This window comes from Marinobacter sp., from assembly GCF_044799475.1.
In the GTDB taxonomy this organism is placed as follows: domain Bacteria; phylum Pseudomonadota; class Gammaproteobacteria; order Pseudomonadales; family Oleiphilaceae; genus Marinobacter.
Genome location: NZ_CP085217.1, coordinates 3,235,010 through 3,257,274 on the forward strand (window position 1 = coordinate 3,235,010; position 22,265 = coordinate 3,257,274).

Annotated in this window: 18 protein-coding genes and 2 tRNA genes; 9 read left to right on the forward strand and 11 right to left on the reverse strand. The window is 56.1% G+C overall.

Annotated elements, in window-relative coordinates; all coding sequences use genetic code 11:
* Positions 1-2: 2 nt before the first annotated feature.
* Positions 3-347 carry a succinate dehydrogenase, hydrophobic membrane anchor protein gene (sdhD, locus tag LG327_RS14910; protein WP_404363068.1) on the reverse strand — a complete coding sequence of 115 codons (345 nt, stop codon included), beginning with the start codon at positions 345-347 and terminating at the stop codon, positions 3-5.
* On the reverse strand, positions 332-715 hold the full coding sequence (gene sdhC / locus LG327_RS14915) for a succinate dehydrogenase, cytochrome b556 subunit (protein WP_404363069.1): 384 nt from the start codon (positions 713-715) through the stop codon (positions 332-334). The genes sdhD and sdhC overlap by 16 nt, the downstream gene beginning before the upstream one ends.
* Before the next feature lie 691 nt (positions 716-1,406).
* On the opposite strand from sdhC, the gene gltA reads away from it, so the two are divergent.
* Both gltA and LG327_RS14925 read left to right on the forward strand, forming a co-directional pair.
* Entirely contained in the window at positions 1,407-2,684 is a 1,278-nt protein-coding gene (gltA, locus tag LG327_RS14920; protein ID WP_404363071.1) for a citrate synthase, read from the forward strand.
* Between the two features lie 119 nt (positions 2,685-2,803).
* Complete coding sequence (locus LG327_RS14925; protein ID WP_404363073.1) at positions 2,804-3,688, forward strand: NAD(P)-dependent oxidoreductase; 885 nt, start codon at positions 2,804-2,806, stop codon at positions 3,686-3,688.
* Positions 3,689-3,757: 69 nt separating this feature from the next.
* On the opposite strand, the gene topA is transcribed toward LG327_RS14925, so the two are convergent.
* The 3 genes from topA to fadB form a co-directional block, all read right to left on the reverse strand.
* A complete protein-coding gene (topA, locus tag LG327_RS14930) occupies positions 3,758-6,394 on the reverse strand; it encodes a type I DNA topoisomerase (RefSeq protein WP_404363075.1) in 2,637 nt (878 codons plus the stop codon).
* Between the two features lie 252 nt (positions 6,395-6,646).
* Entirely contained in the window at positions 6,647-7,822 is a 1,176-nt protein-coding gene (fadA, locus tag LG327_RS14935; RefSeq protein ID WP_404363077.1) for an acetyl-CoA C-acyltransferase FadA, read from the reverse strand.
* A gap of 33 nt (positions 7,823-7,855) precedes the next feature.
* The gene (gene fadB, locus LG327_RS14940; RefSeq protein ID WP_404363079.1) at positions 7,856-10,003 is read right to left on the reverse strand and encodes a fatty acid oxidation complex subunit alpha FadB; all 2,148 of its coding nucleotides are present in this window, start codon (positions 10,001-10,003) and stop codon (positions 7,856-7,858) included.
* Positions 10,004-10,553: 550 nt separating this feature from the next.
* Between fadB and LG327_RS14945 the strand changes: the two genes are divergently transcribed.
* Together LG327_RS14945 and LG327_RS14950 are read left to right on the forward strand one after the other, a co-directional pair.
* Positions 10,554-11,366 carry a hypothetical protein gene (locus LG327_RS14945; RefSeq protein ID WP_404363081.1) on the forward strand — a complete coding sequence of 271 codons (813 nt, stop codon included), beginning with the start codon at positions 10,554-10,556 and terminating at the stop codon, positions 11,364-11,366.
* Positions 11,367-11,567: 201 nt separating this feature from the next.
* Complete coding sequence (locus LG327_RS14950; RefSeq protein ID WP_404363083.1) at positions 11,568-11,999, forward strand: universal stress protein; 432 nt, start codon at positions 11,568-11,570, stop codon at positions 11,997-11,999.
* Here LG327_RS14950 and LG327_RS14955 read toward each other — a convergent pair whose 3' ends face one another.
* From LG327_RS14955 to LG327_RS14980, 6 genes are all read right to left on the reverse strand, one after another.
* On the reverse strand, positions 12,000-12,677 hold the full coding sequence (locus LG327_RS14955) for a DUF6901 family protein (RefSeq protein WP_404363085.1): 678 nt from the start codon (positions 12,675-12,677) through the stop codon (positions 12,000-12,002).
* Positions 12,674-14,584 carry an ATP-binding cassette domain-containing protein gene (locus LG327_RS14960; protein WP_404363087.1) on the reverse strand — a complete coding sequence of 637 codons (1,911 nt, stop codon included), beginning with the start codon at positions 14,582-14,584 and terminating at the stop codon, positions 12,674-12,676. Before LG327_RS14960 ends, LG327_RS14955 begins: the two co-directional genes overlap by 4 nt.
* Positions 14,585-14,602: 18 nt before the next feature.
* Positions 14,603-15,379, reverse strand: coding sequence for an MOSC domain-containing protein (locus LG327_RS14965; protein WP_404363089.1), 777 nt, complete (start codon positions 15,377-15,379; stop codon positions 14,603-14,605).
* A gap of 117 nt (positions 15,380-15,496) precedes the next feature.
* Positions 15,497-15,571 (reverse strand) — tRNA-Gly (locus tag LG327_RS14970).
* A gap of 105 nt (positions 15,572-15,676) precedes the next feature.
* Positions 15,677-16,429, reverse strand: coding sequence for a TetR/AcrR family transcriptional regulator (locus LG327_RS14975; RefSeq protein ID WP_404363091.1), 753 nt, complete (start codon positions 16,427-16,429; stop codon positions 15,677-15,679).
* Positions 16,430-16,564: 135 nt separating this feature from the next.
* Positions 16,565-17,170: a DUF924 family protein gene (locus tag LG327_RS14980; protein ID WP_404363093.1), complete on the reverse strand. Its 606-nt coding sequence runs from the start codon at positions 17,168-17,170 to the stop codon at positions 16,565-16,567.
* 148 nt (positions 17,171-17,318) lie between these two features.
* Between LG327_RS14980 and LG327_RS14985 the strand changes: the two genes are divergently transcribed.
* The 5 genes from LG327_RS14985 to LG327_RS15005 all read left to right on the forward strand — a co-directional run bounded on the left by LG327_RS14985 (position 17,319) and on the right by LG327_RS15005 (position 22,244).
* On the forward strand, positions 17,319-17,720 hold the full coding sequence (locus LG327_RS14985; protein WP_404363095.1) for a sirohydrochlorin chelatase: 402 nt from the start codon (positions 17,319-17,321) through the stop codon (positions 17,718-17,720).
* A gap of 45 nt (positions 17,721-17,765) precedes the next feature.
* On the forward strand, positions 17,766-18,668 hold the full coding sequence (locus LG327_RS14990) for a TIGR01777 family oxidoreductase (RefSeq protein WP_404363097.1): 903 nt from the start codon (positions 17,766-17,768) through the stop codon (positions 18,666-18,668).
* 115 nt (positions 18,669-18,783) lie between these two features.
* Positions 18,784-19,374: a hypothetical protein gene (locus LG327_RS14995; RefSeq protein ID WP_404363099.1), complete on the forward strand. Its 591-nt coding sequence runs from the start codon at positions 18,784-18,786 to the stop codon at positions 19,372-19,374.
* An 85-nt stretch (positions 19,375-19,459) separates the two neighbouring features.
* Positions 19,460-19,535, forward strand: a tRNA-Glu gene (locus LG327_RS15000).
* 291 nt (positions 19,536-19,826) lie between these two features.
* Positions 19,827-22,244: an EAL domain-containing protein gene (locus tag LG327_RS15005; protein WP_404369458.1), complete on the forward strand. Its 2,418-nt coding sequence runs from the start codon at positions 19,827-19,829 to the stop codon at positions 22,242-22,244.
* Positions 22,245-22,265 lie beyond the last annotated feature (21 nt).

Consider the following 22,265-nt stretch of genomic DNA (forward strand, 5'->3'; position numbering starts at 1 on the left):
TATTAATGCCCCCAGAGAATCTGAACACCCCAGACGAAATAGACGAACATAACCGTCCCGCACCCCGCCTGGACCAGAAATCGCGGCGCTGTCGCCTTGATGTAGTCGGTGGTAATGGTCCAGAGGCCAACCCAGGAATGCGCACCCAGTGACACCAGGGCCATCAGGCTGAAAATCCGGAACCAGGTCTGACTGAACATGGCCATCCAGGACTCGTATGTAATGTCCGTGAACACCATGAAACCGACGAGAAATACAGTGTAGAGGGCCAGCACATAAGCCGACACCCGCTGCATCATCCAGTCATAAACGCCGCTACGGCCCAGATTTGTTACGCTGCGAACCATACCCAGACTCCTGCCAGAATAATTAGAAGAATGGAGATGCCAATCGTCAGCTTTGATGACAATCGCCCTCCCGCCAGGGTTTCACCAATACCCATGTCCATGAGCAGGTGCCTGATACCGGCGACGAAGTGAAATGCCAGGGCAGCCAGGGTGCCCCAGATGATCAGCTTTGCGAGAAAGCTGTTCAGCAGTTCATCAATCCGGTTGAAGCCAGCTTCCCCGTCAAGGGAGAGATCCAGCCCGTACAGCAGAAACGCGATGCCAACAAAAAGGATGACACCGCTTACCCTGTGCAGAATGGACACAATTGCAGGCAGCGGAAAATGAAACTTGCTGAGATCGAGATTTACTGGTCGTTTGCTATTCACAGCGCTCTCACACTCTTTTTTTGTTCCGCAGATCGGGCAGGCCGAGTACGGAAAGGTTGGTATGTATGGTCCTTTGGTGGACCTGGTTCCAGCTACTGCGATGAACCCGCGGGCTCAGCCCAGACTGCAGACCTTTCGACTTCAGAGCTTTACGATGGCCACGGCATTATACGAGACCGGATCGACTTCAGACTTCAGGAGGGATAACGCCGACACTGGCGCCACTTCAGGCGGTCCTGCTAGAAATGTTCCCGTTTACGGGCTAGGGATTATAAGGAGTGGCCGGCTGAATTACAAACCTGCAATCCGCCAAAAACCCGGAGTAACAGGGCATTTAGTGTCTGGCAGGTTCTATTGGAAATGACTGTTCCTGTCAACCGATCCGGAAACCCGGCACCCTCCAGTTTGCGGACGGGAAAACATCTTTCTTGTCCTGTTCCATTGACAAAAAAAGCCAACTCCCTATATTTTGCCGCCAGCTTTTGTGAGAACCGTGGCAATTTCCACTTCTCCGCAGGCCTCGATGGGGACTGAATCAGGTCCGCTATCCCGTTGAAAGTTATGACTAACGGATGAATTTCGCCACCAGTACCGGTTAAGCCGGATCCGGCCGGAGTGACGGAGCGCGGATAACCTGTGCAATAATACGGGCCTTCCCGTGCCTAAAAATGCTGAAAAATAGGAGAGCACCATGACCGACAGGAAAGCCACGCTTTCGGTGGGTGACAAGTCAATCGAGCTACCGGTCTATTCAGGTACGGCTGGCCCGGACGTCATTGATGTCCGCAGCCTGGTACAGGAAGGGGTGTTTACCTATGACCCCGGATTCATGTCAACAGCTGCCTGCGAGTCGAAGATCACCTTCATTGACGGCGCCAAAGGCGTTCTCCTGCACAGGGGCTACCCGATAGAGCAACTGGCAGAACAGTCCGACTATCTGGAAGTCTGCTACCTCCTTCTTCACGGTGAATTGCCCACTCCGGAAGAAAACCGGAAATTTCACGATACCGTCAAAAACCACACAATGATCCATGATCAGATGCGCAATTTCTTTCACGGCTTCCGCCGTGACGCGCATCCCATGGCCATCATGTGCGGCGTGGTTGGGGCTCTTTCCGCCTTCTATCACGATCAGATGGACGTCACCAGCGTTGAGCAGCGTGAAATCACGGCTCACCGCCTGATTGCGAAAATGCCCACCATCGCCGCCTGGTGCTACAAGTATGCCAACGGTCAGCCTTTCATGTACCCGCGCAATGATCTGTCATACGCGGAGAACTTTCTGTACATGATGTTCGGCACACCCTGCGAGGAATACAAGCCCAACCCGGTGCTGGCGAAAGCAATGGACCGTATTTTCATTCTGCACGCGGATCATGAGCAGAATGCCTCCACCTCCACCGTGCGGCTGGCCGGCTCAAGCGGCGCCAATCCATTTGCCTGCATTGCTTCCGGTATCGCTGCACTCTGGGGACCAGCCCACGGCGGCGCCAATGAAGCCGTACTCGACATGCTGGCGGAAATTGGCGATGAGGAAAACATCGAAAAGTTCATCGCAAAAGCAAAGGACAAGAACGATCCTTTCCGTCTGATGGGCTTCGGTCACCGGGTCTACAAGAACTTCGATCCACGGGCCAAAGTGATGCGGCAGACCTGTCAGGAAGTGCTCGATGAGCTTGGTCTCGGCGATGACCCGCTACTGAGGATTGCCAAGCGCCTGGAACAGATTGCGCTGGAAGACGACTATTTTGTTGAGCGCAAACTCTATCCGAATGTCGATTTCTACTCCGGAATCATTCTCAAGGCGATGGGTATTCCAACATCCATGTTTACTGTCATTTTTGCGCTCTCGCGGACTATCGGCTGGTTCTCTCACTGGAATGAGATGGTCAGCGGCGACTACCGGATAGGCCGGCCGCGCCAGCTCTATACCGGCCCCACAGCCCGCGATCTGCCAAAGAAGGACTGAGCCGGCTGACTCCGGACTCGTAATGCAAGGCACCATGATAAGGCCACTGGAAACAGTGGCCTTTTTTTGTTGCCCCGGTTCCTGTAATTATAACGACACACTTCCGAGGAGTTATTTGAATGAATCAGTCTGTTGCATTTATCGGCCTTGGCGTCATGGGCTCACCCATGGCGGGTCATCTGGCATCAGCCGGCTGCAGGGTGAAAGTCTATAATCGCACGCCAGGACGGGCGGTAAGCTGGACTGAGCGTCATGGAGGTGAGGCTGTAACCAGCATTGCCGAGGCGGCGAAAGACGTCGATGTCGTCCTGACCTGCGTAGGCGCAGATCCGGATCTCAGGGAGATCTATCAGGGCCCTGAGGGAATTCTCGCCAACGCCCGCGATGGTGCCATCCTTGTCGACCACACAACAGCATCTGCCAGCGTTGCCGAGGAACTGGCTGAGGGTGCCCGGGAGCTGGGTCTCGCGTTTATTGACGCCCCCGTATCCGGAGGCCAGCAGGGGGCTGAAAATGGCAAGCTCACCATCATGTGCGGGGGTGATCAGTCTGCGTTCGACGCAGTAAAGCCTCTCATGGATCATTACGCGCGGGCGGTAAGCCTGATGGGCCCCAGCGGTGCCGGCCAAAGGACCAAGATGGCCAATCAGATCGCGATCGCGGGGCTACTCCAGGGATTATCCGAGGCTGTACATTTTGCAGAAAAATCCGGTCTGGATGTAACTGCCGTGCTTGATGTTATCTCCAAGGGGGCAGCGCAGTCCTGGCAGATGGAGAACCGGGGCACGACCATGCTTGCCGGCGAGTACAACCACGGCTTTGCTGTCAACTGGATGCGCAAAGACCTGGATATCTGCCTTAATGAGGCCCGCCGGTCGGGCGCAAGGTTACCAGTCACGGCACTGGTGGATCAGTTCTACGGAGATGTGCAGGCCATGGGCGGCGGCCGCTGGGATACGTCTTCGCTGCTTGAACGCCTCAGGCAGAAGCCAGGTCGGGGCTGATTTCAGCGCCGGGAGGGAGGGGTCAGATCAGGCATGATCTGACCCCCGATCTGACCCCGAAACCGGGCATTACTTTTCTTTGGTCTGCCATTTTCCGTTGACATACCATGCAGACCAGCCAGTCGCTTTGCCCTCCTTCTCCGACATGACATACTGCTCTTTCGTCTTGCGGCTGTAACGCACGACGGCGGGGTTGCCCTCCGGGTCTTTTTCCGGCGCTTTCATCAGGAAGTCATACTTGGGATCGATTTCCTCCCTGTGGGGCTTGAGCTCCCTGACCAGGGGCGCTCTGGTTTCCCGGTTTTTGGGGAATTTGCTCGCAGCCAGAAACAGCCCCGAGGCACCATCGCGCAATACATAGATGTCGTCCACCTTCTCGCACTGGAGCTCCGGCATGGGTACAGGGTCCATCTTGGGCGGAGCCGGCTCACCACTTTTGAGGAGCTTGCGAGTGTTTTTGCATTCCGGGTTGGTGCAGCCAAAGTACTTGCCGAACCGGCCGGTCTTGAGCTGCATCTCCGAACCGCATTTGTCGCATTCCAGTGTTGGGCCATCATAACCTTTGATGCGGAACGTACCCTTTTCCACTTCGTGGCCCGAACAGTCCGGGTTGTTGCCGCACACGTGAAGCTTGCGGGTTTCATCTACCAGATAACTGTCCATTGCCGTCCCACACTTCGGGCAGCGACGCTTTTTCCGCAGGAGCAGGCTCTCGCCCTCACCTTCCACGTCATCTTCGGCACTCACAACCTCATCACCGGAAACAAGGTTGATGGTGGTCTTGCAGCGCTCCTTGGGCGGCAAGGAGTAGCCCGAACAGCCAAGGAAGACACCGGTACTGGCGACCCGGATCTGCATGGGACGTTCGCAGGTGGGGCACGGAATATCAGTTTCGGTAGGGGTATTACCCCGCATTCCGCCATCGTCAGGCTGGCTCGCCTTCTCCAGCTGTTTGCTGAAGCGTTGGTAAAAGCCGTTGAGAACCTTCTTCCAGTCCATCTCGCCCGACGCTATCTCATCCAGCTCTTCTTCAAGACGGGCAGTAAAATCATAATCCATTAAGTTGGAGAAGGACTCTGACAACCGGTCAGTGACTATATCTCCCATTTTCTCGGAGTAGAAACGACGGTTCTGCAGACGGACGTAGCCCCGGTCCTGAATCGTGGAAATGATCGATGCATAAGTGGACGGCCGGCCAATGCCCTGCTTCTCCAGCTCCTTTACAAGACTCGCCTCGGTGTACCTGGGAGAAGGCTTGGTGAAGTGCTGGGTGGGGTCCAGTTTTTCCAGCGACAGCTTTTCGTCCACCTTGATGTCCGGCAGGGCTATGTCGTCCTCTTTTTTCGCGGAGGCAGGCGCTGCCTTTAGAAAGCCGTCAAATTTGATAATGCGACCGCGGGTACGAAGTTCATAATCACCAGCAGCCACCAGGATGGAGGTACTCAGGAACTCGGCATCCGCCATCTGGCAGGCAAGAAACTGGCGCCAGATCAGGTCATACAGACGCTCGGCATCTTTTTCCAGGCCGCTGATATCCGCTGGCCTGCGGCTCGCATCGGTTGGACGGATGGCCTCGTGGGCCTCCTGGGCGCCTTCCTTGCTGCCGTACACCCGGGGAGCGTCAGGCAGATACTTTTTGCCAAACTGCTTCTCAATGAAGTCCCTGGCACCGATGACCGCATCCTGACTCAGGTTGGTGGAGTCGGTACGCATGTAGGTGATGTAACCGGCTTCGTAGAGTCTCTGGGCCAGCATCATGGTCTTCTTGACGCTGAATCCCATTCGATTGCTGGCGGCCTGCTGCAGGGTGGATGTGATAAAGGGTGCGCCAGGCTTCGACCGGGTGGGCTTGTCTTCCCGTTTGGCAACCTTGAAGTCAGACGCCCTGAGACGCTCAACGTGTGCCCGGCTTTCAGTTTCACTGACCGGCCGGTAGGGTTTGTCGGCGTGCCGGGTAACCTCAAATCGGACCGGTTGAGTGGCGGCTTTTGCTCCCAGGTCGGCATGCAACTGCCAGAATTCCTCGGGGACGAAAGTCCGGATCTCCTTCTCTCTCTCCACGATCAGCCGCACAGCGACCGACTGCACGCGACCTGCGGACAGACCGCGGGCAAGTTTCGCCCATAAAAGAGGCGACACCATATAGCCCACGACCCGGTCGAGGAAGCGCCGGGCCTGCTGGGCATTCACCCGATCGGTGTCCAGAGACCCCGGCTCCTTGAAAGCCTCCTGAATGGCCCGCTTGGTAATCTCGTTGAAGACCACGCGCCGGTACTTTTCAGGCTCGCCACCGATGGTTTCCCGGAGGTGCCATGCAATGGCCTCCCCTTCGCGATCAAGATCCGTTGCAAGATAAATGTGGTCGGCGGACTTCGCCAGACGCTTTAGCTCGCTGACGACCTTTTCCTTGCCAGGCAGGATCTCGTAGCGCGCCTTCCAGTCCTGGTCGGGATCCACGCCCATGCGGGCAACCAGTTGCTCCCGGGATTTGCGCTTTTTGTATTCAGCCTTCTCTTCCGGCTTCATTTTGCGCGTCTGGGCTGCCTGGCGTGCCCTTTCCTTCGGATCGCTGGTGGAACCACTGCCGCTGACCGGCAGATCGCGAATATGACCAACACTGGACTTAACGATAAAATCGGGGCCCAGATACTTGTTGATAGTTTTCGCTTTCGCTGGTGACTCGACAATTACGAGACTTTTACCCATATCGGAGATCTGTATCCTTGGCGGTGAGCGGCAAAAAAAGCCGACAAACAATAAACTTACTGGAAAACAGGCCCCTGGAAACCGTGTTAACGGAATCAGCCCCAGGCGGCGGCAGTATACAGGAGCTCTGTTTTACAGGGTCAAGATGAGCAAGACAACCCATTATTTTGCCCAGCATTTCCCAAAAACCGGCAACTACAACGAGAAAGCCCGGCAACGCCGGGCTTTCTCAGAGCAGATGACTGACCGTGATCAGAGTCGCTCCCACACAGTGGCAATGCCCTGGCCAAGGCCGATACACATGGTTGATACACCAAGTGTTCCGCCCTTCGCCTGAAGCACATTCAGAAGCGTGGTGGAGATCCGGGCACCGGAGCAGCCCAGCGGATGCCCCAGGGCGATGGCGCCACCGTTCAGGTTGACCTTTTCTTCCATCACGTTCAGCAGCTTCAGATCCTTCAGGACAGGCAGAGACTGCCCGGCAAAGGCCTCGTTCAGCTCCCAGTAGTCGATATCTTCGACTTTGAGGCCAGCACGCTTCAGCGCCTTCTTTGTAGCCGGCACAGGACCGTAACCCATGATGGCGGGATCACAGCCGGCAACTGCCATGCTGCGAACCTTTGCCATGGGCTTCAGCCCCAGCGCCTGCGCCCGCTCTGCGGACATCAGTACCATGGCAGAGGCGCCATCGGTCAGCTGCGAGGAAGTTCCCGCAGTAACTGTGCCGTTTTTTGGATCAAAAGCCGGCTTCAGCTGGCCCAGAGATTCCACGGTGGTTTCCGGACGGATAGTCTCATCATGCTCGATCAGCGCTTTGAAGCCATTCTGGTCGTGACCCTCGATGGGCACGATTTCGTTACTGAAGCGTCCTTCCACCGTGGCTTCGTGGGCCAGGCGATGGGAACGGGCGCCAAACTCGTCCTGCTGCTGACGGTTGATGCCATGCATCTTGGCCAGCATTTCCGCGGTCAGGCCCATCATATTGGACGCCTTGGCGGAATACTTGGAGGCCGCCGGGTTGTGGTCAAACCCTTCAGTCATGGGAACGTGCCCCATATGCTCCACACCACCAACGACGAAAACATCACCATTGCCGGTCATGATGGCCTGGGATGCCGTATGAATCGCCGACATGGCGGAGCCACACAGGCGGTTTACGGTCTGGGCCGCAGATTCGTGGGGCAGACGGGTCAGCAGTGAAATCTGACGCGCCACGTTGAAGCCCTGCTCTTTGGTCTGGTTTACACAGCCCCAGATGACATCTTCAACTTCTTTCGGGTCGAGCTTAGGGTTGCGCTCAAACAGTGCTTCGATCAGCGCTGCTGAGAGGTTTTCCGCACGTACGTTACGGAAGCAACCATTTTTGGCACGACCCATCGGAGTCCGCACGCAATCGACGACGACAACGTCTCTCGGATTAAGGCTCATAGATCTTTCTCCGTTCGGAAATCTCGTTCAGGGTTAGCCAAAGAACTTTTTGCCAGTCCTGGCCATTTCACGCAGCTTCTCGGTCGGATGGTAAAGAGGACCGAGATCTGCAAACTTGTCTGCCAGTTCAACGAACTTGTCGACGCCCATATCATCGATATAGCGCAGGGCACCACCACGGAAGGGCGGGAAGCCGATGCCATAGATGAGACCCATGTCAGCGTCTGCCGGCGCCTCGACAATCCTGTCTTCCAGACAGCGAACGGTTTCCAGGCAGAGCGGCAGCATCATCCGGGCGATGATGTCTTCATCGCTGAAGTCATTTTTGCCCTGCACTACAGGCTCAAGCAGCTTGTAGGTCTCTTCATCGACCACTTTTTTCTGCTTGCCCTTGCGATCCAGTTCGTACTTGTAGAAGCCTTTATCGCTCTTCTGACCATAGCGCTTGTTTTCATACATCACGTCAATCGCTGTGGTTCCCTCATGCTTCATCCTGTCGGGGAAGCCCTCGGCCATAACTTCACCAGCATGCTTGCCAGTGTCCATGCCCACCACGTCAAGCAGGTAGGCGGGACCCATGGGCCAGCCAAACTTTTCCATAACCCGGTCGACGTGCTGGAAATCAGCGCCATCACGCACCAGATTTACGAAGCCGCCGAAGTAGGGAAACAGCACCCGGTTGACCAGGAAACCCGGGCAGTCATTGACTACAATCGGGGTTTTGCCCATGGCCTTGGCGTAGGCAACGGTGGTTGCAATTGCCCGATCACTGGTCTTTTCGCCCCGAATGACCTCAACCAGCGGCATCATGTGTACCGGGTTGAAGAAATGCATGCCGCAGAAGTTTTCCGGACGCTTGAGGTTTTTGGCCAGCAGATCAATGGAAATGGTCGACGTATTGGAGGTCAGGATGGTGTCATCACGAACGGCATCTTCGGTCTCCCGCAGAACCGCATCTTTCACCTTCGGGTTCTCAACAACGGCCTCGACCACCAGATCGACGTTTTTGAAGTCACCATAGTTCAGGGTGGGCGTGATGCTGTTGAGGACGTCCGCCATCTGGTCAGGCTTCATCTTCCCCTTTTCAACGCGCTTTGCCAGAAGCTTCTTGGCTTCCTTCAGGCCCAGGGCGATGCCGTCCTGGTTGATGTCCTTCATCAGAATCGGAGTGCCCTTGAGCGCAGACTGAAAAGCAACGCCCCCACCCATGATGCCAGCGCCAAGCACGGCCGCCAGCTTCACATCATTGGCTTCCTTTTCCCATTCCTTTGCTTTCTTTTTCAGCTCCTGATCATTCAGGAACAGGCCAACCAGGCACGCGGCCGTGTTGGTCTTGGCCATTTTGGCAAAGCCTTTGGCTTCAACCTCAATTGCCTTGTCCCGGGTCATGCCGGCATGCTTCTGCATGACCTTGATGGCCTCGACCGGTGACGGGTAGTTTTTCCCGGCCTTGCCAGCAACAAAAGCCTTGGAGATCTCAAACGCCATCATGCTTTCCATGGCGTTCAGTTTGATCTTGCCCTTTTTCTCTTCACGCCGGGCCTGATAGTCAAACTTGCCATCGTTGCACTGGTTGATAATGCTGATCGCAGCTTCGACCAGTTTGCCATCTTCCACCACGGCATCCACAGCACCCACTTTCAGAGCATCATTGGCACGGTTTTCAGTACCACCGCTGATCCACTCAACCGCGTAGTCAACACCTACCAGCCTGGAAAGACGTACCGTACCGCCAAAGCCCGGAAAAATCCCCAGCTTGACTTCCGGCAGACCTACTTTCGCCTTTGGAGCCATGACACGGTAGTCAGTCGCGAGGCACATTTCGAAACCGCCACCCAGGGCGATGCCATTGATGGCCGTGACTGTGGGGAACGGGAGGTCCTCAACAGCATTGAATACTGCGTTCGCCTTGAGGTTGTTGGCAACGAGGTCTTCTTCGGAACCGGCAAACAACTCGGTAAACTCGCTGATATCAGCGCCTACGATAAAGCTGTCCTTGGAACTGGTAACCACCAGTCCCTTGATGCCTTTTTCGGCCTTCAGTTTATCGGTTGCGGCGCCTAGCTCTTCGATGGTGAGGCGATTGAACTTGTTAACTGACTCGCCCTGCAAGTCGAAGTTCAGCTGAGCGATTCCGCCTTCGATCTTTTTAACCGTGATGGCTTTACCTTCGTAAATCATCAACTGATCTCCAGTCTGTGTTGGAAACTGCTTGCGGCCCGATTGAGGGTCAATGGGGCCGTTTTCGCAGCGAAATTTCGGTCACTGCCCGATCGTCCGATCCAAAAATTCATACAGTCGTTTGAATCGAGAGTGGCACACGATGAAAAAAAACGGGCCGTTTGTCAATTTGTTTCTTCGCTGCCTGGCTGAACCTTCAGTCAGTCCGGCCACAGAATCTGGCAGGATCTGCCCCGCAGGTCCTTATTTTTCAGTTTTTTAACAGAGCAATCTGATAAACAGCTGAAACTATGCAGTCTAGCTTTCAAACATCTTTACATTTAATGACAGACCTGACCCCAAAACAGCTTGATTGGCTGGCAGAGTTACTTTAACTTCATTTCAAACTCTGACCCATCAGTGCGAGCAGGAAAGGCTGCCGGCCGGCACCGGACGTCAACCGCTATCATTACGTCAATCCGACAAAAAACTGCGATACGGCAGATATGGCTGACCAACGGGACTGATGTCCCGGAAAATAATAAAACTGAACCAACGGAGACAGTATCCGATGAAAGACGCCCACCAACGATTCCGCGCCCTGACCGTTGCCTTGATGCTACTGCTTACGGCTTCGTTCACAGTGAAGGCTCAGGAGACCGAACTGCTTTCAAACCTTCACGATTTCAGGGTGAACAACTTTGTAGCCCTGAGTGCCTATTATCAGTTCAGCGCAACCCGCGCCACGGACGTCCTGAATGAAGTGGTTGCCGGTATCAATAATGCGAACGCCTCACTGAACGCAGTCACTGAAAGTGAAGCAGGCGTTTTCACTGATGAACAGCTCGCTACGTTGACTGCCCAGTTCGACAGCTTCAAGGCGTTGATGCGCCAGAACATAAACGACGTCCGGGAAAGTGGCTACCCGGATCTGCGCCTGGTATCAGAAATGGCCAATCAGGCCCAGGTACTAAGCGACGTTTCCTCTGACCTTTACGCCATTGGCCGGGAATCTCTGACCAGCGTCACCAACCCACGCATTGAAGCAGCCCGCCAGGCGGCCGTCCTTATGGCCCGGATGATGTCCAAGTATTCCGCGAGGTCCTACTCGTCCGTATCCCAGACCTTCCAGGGATCCGACACGGAAGCCGCACTCGATGAGCAGGCCCTTGCCTTCGATGCTCTGATCGATACGCTTTCGGCAGGCGATGGCAATGACGAAGTAAAGCAGGTGATAGACGGGGTAGCGACAAAATGGATGTTTATCCGCGGCTCCTATATCAATTTTAACGAAGACAACGTGCCCTTCATTATCGACCGCTACTCCAAGGGCATCCTGGAAGGCCTTGAGCAGGCCATCGCAATGCTCAGGACCAATGCCTGACAGCATCAATATCCTCCGGCAGGGCGGCGTGCCCTGCTACCCCCTTCTCGCCTGACCGGCTCAATCAGACCGGATCTTGACAGCCGTCAGTGAACAATCCTGCGAATTGGCCTACAGTTATAGGACCGGTTTCAACGGCCCACGCGCAATACCGGAAAAAATTGCCAGTGGACAATCATTCGCAGTTACAGGGAGCCAACCATGAGCGCTTACAGCAAAATACTGGTCGCAATCGACCTTACGGAAGAAGCACCCCAGGTTCTTAAAAAAGCGGTGTCGATGCGTGACACCCATAACGCCGAGCTGATTCTGGTACATGTTGTGGAGCCGGTAGGTTATGCCTACGGCGGTGACATTCCCATGGACCTCACGGAACTGCAGGAGCAACTGGACAAGGCAGCGCGGCAACAGCTGAAAGCCTATGGACGGGAATACGGAATATCAGAAGAAAATCAGATTGCCACTGTAGGGCGACCCGAGTCCGAAGTTCATCGACTCAGTGAAGAAACATCCGCCGATCTTGTAATCGTTGGCAGTCATGGGCGGAAGGGTTTCCAGTTACTACTGGGATCCACTGCGAACGGCGTGCTGCACGGCGCCAAATGCGACGTGCTGGCTGTTCGCATCCAGTAATCAGGGCATGGGTTCGCCCTGGATTTTTGTGGACAGCTTCCGCAGCTGGCTTTCGAGGGAAAAACTGACGCTGGAGGCCATGGAAAAGAAATTGAGCAGCGCTTTGAGGTTGCTGTCTCCCTGACACACAGAATGGATTCTCTGCCAGAGAGCCTGGTTGACGAGCTGGAGCCGCTGATTTCTCTCCACCAGCCCTTTGAGCTCCCAGTCAGGCTCCCTGTGGCTGCGTTTTTCGAAATACTGCTGAAGCAGGTAATGGGAAACGCTTCGCATGATGAACTCATCCGAGCTGGCAAATGGCAGATGATGAACGGCCATTGGTTTGAGTTCCGCCAGTACAGGGCAACCACTCGTGGCCATCTTGAGTCCCAGAAGGGAGCGCAGCGCTTCCTCCAGAGACGTTTCCTTCTGATAGCTCCGCCGATCATCCACCACTTTTACATCGACTTTCTGGTAGGCGTCTTCATCCTTGAAGGCCTCCACCACAGGCAGCATTTCGACCGCCGCAGGACAATGGGTATGCGAGGAAGTGCTCAGTGGGCAGTTTGAGCACTGGCAGTGGTCAAGCCGGGTCCATTTTGGAAGCTGCTCGGACGCCACGACCCGAACCGGCTGATCCGTGATCCGGAACTCGCTGGTGCGCCCGTCCTGCAACTTAAAGTTGTATGAAACGTTCATTCAGTACTCCGCTCTTCCAGTTCCATCCACCGTTCTATTACCTTTTCCAGCTCAGCCTCCTTTTCTGCCAGCTCATCAAGAGCCGCTGTGACCTCACTCGCGGGACCTGTATAGAAGTCAGGAGCAGCAACTTCGGCGCGGCGGGACTCTACGTCCGATTCCAGTGCCGCTATTCTGCCCGGTAATTGCTCAAGCTCCAGTTTTAACTTGTAACTGAGCTTTGCTGTTCGTGCCGGTTCTGCCTGTTTCTCGGGAGCCTTTGTGGCCGGTGGCTGAGCCTTTTTCCCGGAAGCCCGCTGGGGCTTATGCTCTGAAGGAAATGCCCCGCCCTGCCGGCGCCAGTCGGTATACCCGCCCACATAGTTGCGCACCGCTCCCGTCCCATCCAGAAACAGGGTGTCTGTCACAACATTGTCGAGAAATTCGCGGTCGTGGCTGATCACCACAACGGTGCCCTGAAACAGCACCAGCTGGGACTCAAGCAATTCCAGTGTTTCTACGTCCAGATCATTGGTTGGCTCATCCAGCACCAGAATATTTGCCGGCTTGCTGAACAGCTTTGCAAGTAGCAGGCGAGCCCGCTCCCCCCCGGAAAACACACTCACCGGCGACCTGGCCCGCTCGGGTGCGAAGAGGAATTCCTGCAGATATCCCAGAACGTGTTTCTGCTGACCATTTATATCAATGAATTCACGACCCTCGGACAGGTTGTCCACGGCGTTGCGGGAAAGATCCAGTTCGCCACGCAACTGGTCAAAATAGGCAACTTCCCGGTTGGTACCGAGGCGAATGCTGCCTTCGGTGGGCTCCATATCCCCCAGCATGAGACGCACCAGAGTCGTCTTGCCGGTGCCGTTTTCTCCGATCAGGCCAAGCTTGTCGCCCCGCATGACGGTGAGATTGAGATGTTCGATCACCCTTGTGCCATCGGGATAGGCAAATCCGGCATCCCGGGCCTCCACAACCAGCCGGCCGGAGCGGGCTGCGTCCTCCACGGCGAAGCTGGCAGTGCCGCCCCGCTCCCTTCGCTGCATGCGTTCGTCTCGCATGGCCCGCAGGGCCCTCACCCGACCCATATTACGGGTTCGTCTTGCCTTTATCCCCTGACGGATCCAGACCTCTTCCTGCTTCAGGCGTTTGTCGAAAAGCGCGTTCTGACGCTCTTCCTCTTCCAGTGCCTTTTCCTTCAGTTCGAGATAACGGTCATAGGTAGCAGCAAAACTGATCAGATTGCCGCGATCCAGCTCAACGATGCGCGTAGCCATGCGGCGGATAAAAGCCCGGTCGTGACTGACAAAGAGCAGAGCGCCGCGAAACTGGGTCAGCGCTTCCTCCAGCCAGGCAATGGCGGGCACATCGAGATGGTTGGTCGGTTCGTCAAGCATTAGCATGTCCGGCTCTGACACCAGCGCCCGCGCCAGCAGAACCCTCCGCTGCCAGCCGCCGGACAGAGTATTCAGCCGACGTTCCGGATCGATCCGGTATTGCGCCAGAATAGCGGTAACCTTCTGGTCAAGCCGCCATCCATCCAGGGCTTCAAGACGCTCCTGAACCACCATCAGCTCTTCCAGACTGTGTTCATCGGCGGACTGGGACAGCGTGTGAAACCTCGCCAGCAGTTCGCCGGTTTCCGGAAAGGCACTGGCGACCACTTCGTAGGCCGTACGGCTTTCAGCAGCGGGCAGATTCTGGGGTAACACTGCAAGCACCGTCCCCTCTTCCATCCGAACCTTGCCACTATCAGGGGTGACCTCCCCGCTTACGATTTTCAGGAGAGTCGACTTACCCTCGCCATTTCGGCCGAGCAGGCAGACCCGCTCGCCTGCTTCAATGGTCAGGCTGGCCTTGTCCAGAATTGGCTGCAGGCCGAAGGACAGGGAAAGCCCATCCAGTGTCAAAAGCGGCATTCGTTGCTTACTCCCGTTTCAGATCAGTGATATCGATTGTCCGATAGTAATGGGGCCGGTACCCGTGTGCACCGCATTCACTCCAAACATTACGCCCTCAGCCCGGCGGCGATAACCGCCCAGAGTCCTGAGTGGCTGCTGGTCCGGGTTTCTGCTCCCAAGGTCCGGATCCACTGTGGTCAGGATACAGCGGGAGCAGGGTTTGACGAGATCCAGCCGGGTGCTGCCAATGGCCAGAGATTGCCATCCGTCTTCCGCCCAGGCCGGAGCACCGGAAACCACAATATTGGGCCGAAAGCGGCGCATGTCCACGGCCACATCAAGGCGGCTGTTGAGCTCCTCAAGTGATGCCTGGCTGGTGATCAAAAACGGAAACCCATCCGAAAAAGACACCCGCCTCTCAGCGACCCGGTCAACAGACCGGAAACTGTCGAGGGGCATGTAGACCAGATCGACCGCCTCACCAAGAAAGCGGCTAATGGCCTCCGCAGGCCCTGGAACTGCCCGCAGGGCACTGACCGAATCTCTCCAGACCCGAACATTTAACCGTTCGGGACTCTGCTCCAGCAGGAAGTCTCCCTGATCCGGGATTGTAACGGTCACCTTTCTGGCGTCCAGGGAGACAGCAATCCGCGCTAACTGCGGGTGACTCCGCTGGCTGATGAAGGATCCCTCCGGATCCGTGATCATCCAGCGGCGGTCAGCTACCGGCCCGAAGTCATCCAGATCAAGCTGCTCAACCTTTATTCCGGAGAGAGATTTTACCGGGTAACAGTAAAGGGAGTGGACCTGCATGAGCCAACCTGTGGTGGAACGGTGTCACCGGAAGTATACAAGACATTGGAAGGCATCCGGCGAACCGGCCGCTCCGAAACGAAAAAACCCAGCGTCGGAGGCTGGGTTTTTGAAATCTGGAGCGGGAAACGAGATTTGAACTCGCGACCCCAACCTTGGCAAGGTTGTGCTCTACCACTGAGCTATTCCCGCATTGTGTAACTGCTGCCCCTGCTGAACGCGCCATCAGGTGCTGGCGCTGGCCTCGACAACGGAACCGAATTATACGGAGCGAGTTTGCCCCATGCAACACCGATTTCAGTTTTTACCCGGCTGACCGGTCGGAGTGGTCCCGAGCAGCATTCCGAGAAGCCGCGTCATGGTGTCCTCCAGGTGCTCCCGCCGGAAGCCATTGCCAAACAGCATGTCATCATACCCAAGCCCCAGCACTACCGAGATCACCAGCGCCGCATCCCGGGCCGGATTAAGACTGTTCAGTCGTCTCAGGGCATTCTCCAGCCCCGCCGCCCAGGCGCTTCGATAGGCTTGCGCCAGCTTCGCAAGACGGGGATCCCGCAAGGCTTCAAGAAGAAATGCCTGCTCGGCCAGTATCTCATGCCGACGGGTGGTGAGCTGTTCGCTCAGATAAGCAGTAGAGAGTGTCGCGAGCTCCCTGACCTGAGCATCGCGGCCTGGGCCTCCCCACTCAAGGGTAGCCGCCGGCAGGGAATCAAGGGCCAGATTGATGGTGTCGTAAAAACGGTCCAGATGCTGCTGGCCTTTTTCGGCGAAAAGCGTAAAGGCATCGCAAATCAGCTCGTCAATATCCTTGAAATAGTAGGTCGTGGACGCAAGCGGTACACCTGCCTCTTTCGCTACAGGACGGTGCTTGATGCCCCGGACACCCTCCCTTGCCGCGATGCGGAGAGTGGCCTCAAGGATCTGACAGCGCCGGTGTTCACTTTTCGCCCGTGCAGCCTTGCGACCCCGATAATGGATGGACTGTTTCAGCGTTTTTTCCAGCGGAAGCTGCTCCGGCCCAATCATGCTATCCACCTCTGGATGTGCCATAACCAGTTGTCCCTGCTTGATAATCAGTCAGTGATCCTGCACCCGTCATTATGGGCGCAAAACATACACAAACCTTGATCAATGTTGCAAAAGCTGCGTCAAGATCCGCCAATCTATTGCCTTGCCGCGAGCTGGCTACTGGCCGTACCTGGAGCTGCCCTGCTCCAGATAGGCCAGTTCGTCCGGGGTTGATGTCCGCTTCAGAGCCTGGTTGCGGTGAGGGAAGCGGCCAAACCTCGCGATTATCTCATGGTGGTCCCGTGCCGACTGCAGGAAGCTCCCGAGGTAGTCCCGAAGCATGCCTTCAGAACCTGCCACCAACTGCTCGTAGCGTTCAACTGACAGGAGCTGATCAGCCAGCCGCTCGGAGTGCTGCAGCGGCATGTAGAAAAAAGCCCTCATGACCCCCGGGAGCGCAAGATCCTGGCCCCGTTCCATCGCCAGTTTTGTGAGCCTTCCTGCCTCGCGGTCATTGCTGTACGCAAGGCCGCCGCCCCGGTGAATATTGCGGGTAAACTGATCCAGAAGAATGATCTCGGCAAGGCTGCCGCCCGGGTCCTTGCGCCAGGAATCCAGACCACCCTCAGACGCAATCAGCACCAGCGACAGAAAACGACGGCGGATCTCCCTGTCAAATGCCCTTGATGTACGAAACCACCGGTTGCGGTGCCAGGCATCCGGTATGCCTGATTCGTCAAGTTCACCGAACCAGAAGTCCAAAACCTCTCGCCATCCGAACATTACAGGGCGTACCTCGCTAAATCTGTTTCCGCGATACCTGAGCCAGCACAGAGCGCGCAACTACAGTTCAGCGCTGGCGATCGCGTAAGTTGTTAGACTGCACAATAGGCAGCATTCACCCCACTCTCATTCAAGGAGCAGGTCCGACATGGAAACATCCCACAGAATTATACTCCTGGCCCACGGAAGCAGCGACCGCCGCTGGTGCGAAACCTTCGAGGCCCTGGCAGCCCCTACGGTTGAAGCCATTCCCGGTTCTGTGGTTGCCTACATGGAACTGAGTGACCCGAGCATGGAAAAGATTGTCGCTGATGCCGTAGCGGAAGGCTGTAAAACCTTCACGGTACTGCCACTCTTTCTCGCCGCTGGCCGCCATCTGCGCAAGGACGTGCCGGCCATGATCGCTGACATGGAAGCTGAGCATGGCATAAGAATACAACTGGAAGCCCCGGTTGGCGAAAATGCCCAGCTGGGTCTTGCAATAAGGACTGTCGTAGAGCAGACGCTCGCCAGAACCGGAGTACCGACAACAGCAACCGGCTCGGCCTGAGCATTATATGCGCTGCCTCCCGGCAAAACAGAAAGGAGAATCATCATGGCAAAATCACTGTTGATCACCGGCGGTACCGGCTTCATCGGTCAGGTTCTGTGTCAGAAGCTTATCGAAAAAGGCTATGCGCTCACGGTACTGAGTCGACAGAAAGAGGCAGACGTAAGGGCTCAATGTGGCAGAGTCACATCTATTCAGTCTCTCAGTGAACTGACAGATCACAGCGGCTTCGACGGTGTTATTAACCTTGCCGGAGAGGGAATTGCCGAAAAACGCTGGTCGGAAGAGCGGAAGCAGGCACTGAGGGACAGCCGTATAGCCCTGACGGACCATCTCGTGCAGACCATGCGAACATTTAAACGTAAGCCCCCAGTGCTTGTCTCGGGGTCCGCAATCGGCTTCTACGGCGATCAGGGAGACAGACTGGTGGATGAGAACACCCAGCCCAATGGCGATTTCAGCCATCGTCTCTGCCGGGACTGGGAAAACTCTGCCAATGCTGCGACAGACGATGGCATCAGGGTCTGCTTCTCCCGAACAGGGCTTGTGATGGGTCGCGACGGCGGCTTCCTGCAGCGCATGCTGCTACCGTTCAAACTATGCCTGGGGGGTCGCCTTGGCAGTGGTGAACAGTACATGCCCTGGATACACCGGCAAGACGTTGTAAACGCCCTGGTGTGGATGCTCGAGAATGATTCAGCGACGGGGCCCTACAATGTCGTCAGCCCCAATCCGGTAACCAACCGGGAATTCACCCGGACCCTTGGCCGGGTACTCAATCGCCCCGCGCCATTCCCTGCCCCGGCTTTTGTGCTCCGGGCAGCTTTTGGCGAAATGTCCCGGCTCTTGCTTACTGGCCAGAAGGCCCGCCCGGAACGCCTCCTGAACGAGGGTTTTGAATTCCGATTCCCCGAGCTGGAGAAGGCCCTGGTGGATGCTGTTGGTTGAGACGCCGGGGAGTCCAGCTCACAATTTGTCGAATCGCGAGAAAACGCACAAAGGAAGCCTGACGCCCGTGTTAGGCTGCGGCTGAACCAGTTACAGGCAGGACTGCGAGCTTCAGATGCTGAATTTCAGAACCTCATTCTTTGCCCGACGGCCAGTGGCGACAGGGACACTCTGGCTGTTGTCACTGGCCTTTTCACCCTGGTCTTCTGCCAGCAGCGACGGAGAGCAAAGCTATGAGTCCTGCAGCCTCATCACCAGTGAATACATAACTGTACTGCAACTCGTCCATCGCGGCTTTGATCGCGACGAGCTGGCCGCTTCACTTCCCGGTCTTACGCCGGAAGCGCAGAAACGCATGGAAAGGCTTTACATGGCTACTGAGGAGCAAGGACTCGAGGAAACCTTCTCAGCAGTCAACTCGGAATATGCCCGCTGTGCCCGCTCCGTATACCGCTCAAAGGGGGTGCCTGAGCGTACTGCCCGGGAAGGTCATTTCTATTTCTGCGCCGGCGAAAACAAGGTGCGCTATGAAATTCTCATGGCATCCGTTGCGGGTGGCCAGCCACAGGCAATAATCAACCAGCTGGCAGACATTCATAAACCCACAGCCAGGGCGCTGCTGGAGCTGCACCGGAACGAAGGCACCCTCGCGGTTTTCGATGCTCTCGGCGATGAGCTGAAGTTCTGCATTAACAATAACCTGTAGGTATTTTCCGGAAACTGTTTGACACATCCGGAGAGCTTACTTAATATACGCGCCACCTCGACGAGGCACGCTGTTTTACCGAGATGTCCCCTTCGTCTAGTGGCCTAGGACACCGCCCTTTCACGGCGGTAACACCGGTTCGAACCCGGTAGGGGACGCCACTTCCGAAACAGTCTGCGCGTTACACTAAAGCCGGCCCTCAGCCGGTTTTTTTGTGTCCGGCTTTTGCCTGGCATGCACGAAAAGTGAGGATGCACGCGGAACGCCGGTGATCAACCAGGCTGATGCCCCGCATGATATGTTCATCTTTTTGACACACTGGCGAGCGGGCCCTTTCAACTGCTGCTATAGTCATCCGCGATGACCTTTGAACACGGTTATCGTTTCAGGCGTTGGATATGGCGTCAGATTCATTCCGTCTCCGGCAATACAGGCTGAACGAACCAAACAGCATGCAGAAACTCGCCAAACGCTTGCAACAGTTCCGTGCGGGATCTCCGCTGAGCTTCCGGTTGCTGGCCTACATCCTTCTCTTCAGTTCTCTTTTTACCCTGATTGCCACCGGCATCCAGATCTATTCCGACTTCCGCAAGGATGTTTCGCTGATCGATGAACGCATGTCTGTCATCGAGACCAGCTACGCCAGCAGCCTTTCCCGCAGCCTGTGGGCCCTTGACCAGAAGCTTCTTCAGGTCCAGATGGAAGGCATCCTGAGCCTGCCGGACATAGTCCACCTGAGGTTGCGCATCTTTCCTGACTCCGAACTGGTCATGGGCGACAACCCAAGGAACCTGTCCACCATTACACGCAGCTTTACCCTCACCCACACGAACGACGAGCCTTACGACCTGGGTGAGCTCACCATTACCGCCAGCATGGAAGAAATCTACCAGAACATGCGGCGTAAAGTCGGGATCATTCTGACCACTCAGTTTTTCAAGACTTTCCTGATATCCATACTGATCGTCTGGATCTTTCAGTACTTCGTAACCCGACACCTCTCGCACATGGCCGGCTATGCCCGGCAGTTTTCCCTCGACAATCTGGACAAACCCCTGGAGCTTGAACGCCCGGATACCGAAGCCAACCGCAAGGATGAGCTGGGCCAGGTTACCGATGCCATGAATCAGATGCGGGATCGCCTGCAGCAGGATCTGGAGCGCCAACAGCAGGACGCCGCGGAGATCCGCAAACTGTCCAAAGCCATTGAGCAAAGCCCCTCCTCTGTACTTATCTGTGACCGGCGGTGGCATATAGAATTCGTCAACCAGAAGTTCTCCCAGCTGACCGGCCACAAACCTGAGGATGTGGTGGGCAAGCACCCCGCTGCTGTCTCCGCCGACACGTTGGGTGAAAAAGAAAACAGACAGCTGTGGCAGAGCATTCAGCTTCAGGTCCAGCGAGTCGGGGTCTGGCAGGGTGAGGTGAACAGTGTCCGCAAAAATGGCGAACGATTCTGGGAACAGGTTGTGGTAACCCCCATCAAGGATTCGGCCGGTGCCGTTACCCATTTTCTGATCCTCGGCGAGGACATCAGCATTCGGAAACGTTATGAGCAGCAGCTGTTGCGACAGGCCAACTACGACATCCTTACCGGCCTGCCCAACCGGATGCTTGCCCTCGACCGGCTCAAGCTTGCTCTGGCTCATGCGCGCAGGGAGGATAGCCTGGTAGGGGTAATGTTCCTGGATCTGGACAACTTCAAACACATCAATGACACCATGGGGCACGACGCCGGTGACAACCTGTTAATAGAAGCGGCCAGAAGAATATCAAGTTGCCTCCGTGGCACCAGCACGGTGGCCCGCCTGGGGGGCGATGAGTTCCTTGTGATACTGCCAGGGCTTACCGGCTCCGATTCCACCGATCAGGTAGCAGACCGGATCCTCCAGACCTTTGCGCCTCCTTTTCTGGTGGGTGGTCAGGAGGTCTTTGTCACCACCAGTATCGGCATTGCCATCTACCCTGTGGATTCAGACAACAGCGGTACGCTGCTGCAGCACGCTGACGCTGCCATGTATCGGGCCAAAAGCAAGGGCAAAAGTGCCTGGGAACGTTTTGCTCCGGAAATGAAGGAGGTGTCTCATGATCGTCTCCAGATGGAGTCCCGCATGCACCGGGCCCTCGAACTGAAAGAATTCGAACTCTATTATCAGCCCATCGTGAACACGGCCTCCGGCATGCTGGTTGGCGCAGAAGCACTGCTTCGATGGAACAACCCGGTCATGGGCATGGTCATGCCTGACCGGTTCATCCCGCTGGCTGAGGAAACCGGTCTGATCACCTCCATCGGTGAGTGGGTGCTCAGAGAAGCCTGCAACGCGGCCGCTCGCTGGGAAGAGTCCACCGGTGTGAGGCTCAACATCGCGGTTAACGTGTCTCCTCGCCAGTTCCGGGACCCCGGGTTCGTGGATGCAGTGCTCACCGCCATCGAGGCATCGGGAATCAGGCCCGAACAGCTGGAACTGGAGATTACCGAGCGGCTCATTCTCGATAACACCATTGAAACTGCGACCATACTGCGCCGTCTGGACGAACACGGCACCCGCCTCTCCGTGGACGACTTTGGTACTGGCTTCTCGGCCCTGAGCTACCTCAAAAGCTATCCTTTCGACATCCTCAAGATCGATAAGTCCTTCATTCATGACGTGATGATCGAAAAGGATGACGCCGCTCTGGTCAAGGCGATAGTCAACATGGCCCATAGCCTCGGACTGGCAGTCATCGCGGAAGGGGTTGAGGAGGAATCCCAGACTCATTTTCTGATGGAAAACGGCTGCGACTTCGCGCAGGGTTATTTTTACAGCCGGCCGGCTCCTGAGAGTGAGTTCGAAGCCTGGCTGAGAAGCAATAGTCGCTCTCAAAAGTAGACCAATTCATACATTAAAGAC

Excerpts from the sequence above, each read along its gene's own strand:
- sdhD (WP_404363068.1), bottom strand. The coding sequence starts at position 347 with ATGGTTCGCAGCGTAACAAATCTGGGCCGTAGCGGCGTTTATGACTGG.
- gltA (WP_404363071.1), top strand. The coding sequence starts at position 1,407 with ATGACCGACAGGAAAGCCACGCTTTCGGTGGGTGACAAGTCAATCGAG.
- LG327_RS14925 (WP_404363073.1), top strand. The coding sequence starts at position 2,804 with ATGAATCAGTCTGTTGCATTTATCGGCCTTGGCGTCATGGGCTCACCC.
- topA (WP_404363075.1), bottom strand. The coding sequence starts at position 6,394 with ATGGGTAAAAGTCTCGTAATTGTCGAGTCACCAGCGAAAGCGAAAACT.
- fadA (WP_404363077.1), bottom strand. The coding sequence starts at position 7,822 with ATGAGCCTTAATCCGAGAGACGTTGTCGTCGTCGATTGCGTGCGGACT.
- fadB (WP_404363079.1), bottom strand. The coding sequence starts at position 10,003 with ATGATTTACGAAGGTAAAGCCATCACGGTTAAAAAGATCGAAGGCGGA.
- LG327_RS14945 (WP_404363081.1), top strand. The coding sequence starts at position 10,554 with ATGAAAGACGCCCACCAACGATTCCGCGCCCTGACCGTTGCCTTGATG.
- LG327_RS14950 (WP_404363083.1), top strand. The coding sequence starts at position 11,568 with ATGAGCGCTTACAGCAAAATACTGGTCGCAATCGACCTTACGGAAGAA.
- LG327_RS14955 (WP_404363085.1), bottom strand. The coding sequence starts at position 12,677 with ATGAACGTTTCATACAACTTTAAGTTGCAGGACGGGCGCACCAGCGAG.
- LG327_RS14960 (WP_404363087.1), bottom strand. The coding sequence starts at position 14,584 with ATGCCGCTTTTGACACTGGATGGGCTTTCCCTGTCCTTCGGCCTGCAG.
- LG327_RS14965 (WP_404363089.1), bottom strand. The coding sequence starts at position 15,379 with ATGCAGGTCCACTCCCTTTACTGTTACCCGGTAAAATCTCTCTCCGGA.
- LG327_RS14975 (WP_404363091.1), bottom strand. The coding sequence starts at position 16,429 with ATGGCACATCCAGAGGTGGATAGCATGATTGGGCCGGAGCAGCTTCCG.
- LG327_RS14980 (WP_404363093.1), bottom strand. The coding sequence starts at position 17,170 with ATGTTCGGATGGCGAGAGGTTTTGGACTTCTGGTTCGGTGAACTTGAC.
- LG327_RS14985 (WP_404363095.1), top strand. The coding sequence starts at position 17,319 with ATGGAAACATCCCACAGAATTATACTCCTGGCCCACGGAAGCAGCGAC.
- LG327_RS14990 (WP_404363097.1), top strand. The coding sequence starts at position 17,766 with ATGGCAAAATCACTGTTGATCACCGGCGGTACCGGCTTCATCGGTCAG.
- LG327_RS14995 (WP_404363099.1), top strand. The coding sequence starts at position 18,784 with ATGCTGAATTTCAGAACCTCATTCTTTGCCCGACGGCCAGTGGCGACA.
- LG327_RS15005 (WP_404369458.1), top strand. The coding sequence starts at position 19,827 with ATGCAGAAACTCGCCAAACGCTTGCAACAGTTCCGTGCGGGATCTCCG.